This window comes from Psychrobacter sp. (assembly GCF_035469765.1).
Taxonomy (GTDB): Bacteria; Pseudomonadota; Gammaproteobacteria; order Pseudomonadales; family Moraxellaceae; genus Psychrobacter.
In genome coordinates this window covers 1-2,382 of sequence record NZ_DATIRM010000315.1, presented here as the reverse complement: position 1 = coordinate 2,382, position 2,382 = coordinate 1, and the positions used below count along the sequence as shown (strand labels likewise).

Here is a 2,382-nt window from a genome sequence, read left to right as displayed (position 1 = left end):
GCACAAATATTGCAGTTTACTAGTGTACTGAACAATAGTTTTACAATTTTATAAAGCTTTAACAGTCGATGGAATGATGCCTAAATAGCGGCACTATTATTGATACTTTTATGAATGCTTGTCTGAGTTACTGACACTATTTTTATTGATAAAGATATTCACCCTTGCATTTTTAATCATAATTTCTACTAATAATAATTTCTATAAGAGGATGCCTGTATGTCTGAAAATAACAGACCTGATACCTTAACTCAGCGTATTTTAGTCGTTGACGACGACGCGCGTCTGCGCTCGTTATTGCAGCGTTTTCTGGAAGATGATGGTTTTGTGGTTCGTACGGCGCACGATGGCAATCAGATGGATAAATTGCTACAGCGTGAGCTTTTCTCATTGGTGGTACTTGATTTGATGCTGCCAGGCGAAGACGGAATCAGTATCTGTAAGCGTCTGCGCGAAGACAATGGCGACATTCCTATTATTATGCTGACGGCTAAAGGTGGCGACGCTGATCGCATCGCAGGACTAGAAGCGGGTGCGGATGATTATCTGCCAAAGCCATTTAATCCAAAAGAGCTATTGGCACGTATCAAAGCGGTATTACGTCGTCAAAATCGTGAGCTACCAGGTGCGCCAAGTCATCAGCTTGAAGTAGTTGAATTTGGTCCATGGACGCTTGATTTATCAACGCGTACGCTTAAACGTGATGGCAATGTTGTTACCTTGACGACGGGTGAATTTTCGGTATTAAAGGCCTTGGTTCAGCATCCACGTGAGCCATTGACTCGTGACAAGTTGATGAATCTTGCCCGTGGTCGTGAATGGGGTGCGATGGAGCGCTCCATTGATGTACAAGTATCACGTTTGCGCCGCTTAATTGAAGACAACCCTTCACAAGCGCGTTACATTCAGACTGTTTGGGGCGTGGGCTATGTGTTTGTCCCTGACGAAGCAGAAGTTGAAGCGGCTAAAAGTGAGTCGTTATAGACTCATAAATGGCGCTTGCAGCTATTGATAGCTTAGACTGTTACTATTTAATCCTATTAATATCACGGGCGCAGCATTGAAATCACCTATTATTCTTCAAAACATACCCTGCACCTTAGTGACAGGGTTTTTGGGTTCTGGTAAAACCACACTTATCAATCAATTAATCGCTACCAAACCAGCTGATGAGCGCTGGGCGTTATTAATTAATGAGTTTGGTCGTATCGGTGTTGATGGCGCGCTACTAACCAGCTCACAAGATAGCCATACGACAAATGATATCGCCATTCGTGAAGTCAGCGGTGGCTGTATTTGCTGTACCAGTCAATTGCCGCTACAAATCGCTCTGAGCCGCCTGCTGAGTGACCATCACCCAAAGCGTCTAGTTATCGAGCCAACAGGGCTTGCCCATCCACGTGAGCTTATCCAACAGCTTAGCGCGCCGCATTGGCAAACGGCTCTCAAGATGCAAGCGGTCATAACCGTGCTTAGTGCTCTGCAATGGCAACAAGAAAAGTATCGTACTCATGAAGGGTTTCAAGCACATATTCGCGATGCCGATGTCTTAGTCATTAATCGCTATATCCAATTAAGTACTGACGAAAGACAAGCGTTACGAGCATGGATAGACAAGCTAAATGCACAGGTTTCTATTATTTGGGCAGCGTCTGATAACCACACAACAACTCATGATCTAAATACGTCGACTGGCTATTCAGCAGCATTAAATGCACAGCTCTTTAAACCCAGTTTTGTCATCTCGAAGCAGCAAAGAATCAATATCGCTGAACCATACAAAGCTGTTGTAAGCTTAAGGCCGCTGCGCAATTCTTTAACAGAAAATTCATTACACAATTCTGCAATCAATAATGATGACGCTAAGCCTGATACAAGTATAGAGCTGCCCTATCGTTATCATGAGCAACAGCAAGATATTCTGCTAGCAGGGTGGCGACTGCCGGCAGAATACGTATTAAATGCTGATAAGTTGCAGAATTGGCTGCTAACGCTACCAAACTGGCAGCGTATCAAAGGCGTTGTAAATACGTCTAATGGCTGGCTACAAATCAACTTTACTCCTGATAGCTTGTCCACAAAGACAGTGAGCACACAAGTCGATAGCCGACTAGAGATTATTTTGCAAGCAAGTACTGGGCAAAAAGATGCGATAGAGGTTAAGCTAGATTGGGAAGCCTATGACAATGAAATCATGGCGTTGCTGATATAGCAAACCATCAGTAGTTATAGAGAGTTTATCGATAATTATTGATAGTACTAATAAAGATAGAATTGTCCCGTCCTAAAATAGATTGATAATTTTTTAATGAGCCAGATACCCCGAGTATCTGGCTTTTTCACATTAAGCAGGACATAAATAACTGTCATGAACCTCAGCAG

At 43.1% G+C, this 2,382-nt stretch carries 2 protein-coding genes; both read left to right on the top strand.

Annotated features, from left to right (window positions below; genetic code table 11):
• Positions 1-219: 219 nt before the first annotated feature.
• Positions 220-984 (top strand): two-component system response regulator OmpR, encoded by a 765-nt coding sequence (ompR, locus tag VLN09_RS08885; RefSeq protein WP_325245715.1) that lies wholly within the window; start codon positions 220-222, stop codon positions 982-984.
• A 76-nt stretch (positions 985-1,060) separates the two neighbouring features.
• On the top strand, positions 1,061-2,212 hold the full coding sequence (locus VLN09_RS08880) for a CobW family GTP-binding protein (protein ID WP_325245713.1): 1,152 nt from the start codon (positions 1,061-1,063) through the stop codon (positions 2,210-2,212).
• The last annotated feature ends 170 nt before the right edge of the window (positions 2,213-2,382 follow it).

Bases quoted from the DNA above. Each gene is read 5' to 3' on its own strand.
- ompR (WP_325245715.1), top strand. From the start codon at position 220: ATGTCTGAAAATAACAGACCTGATACCTTAACTCAGCGTATTTTAGTC.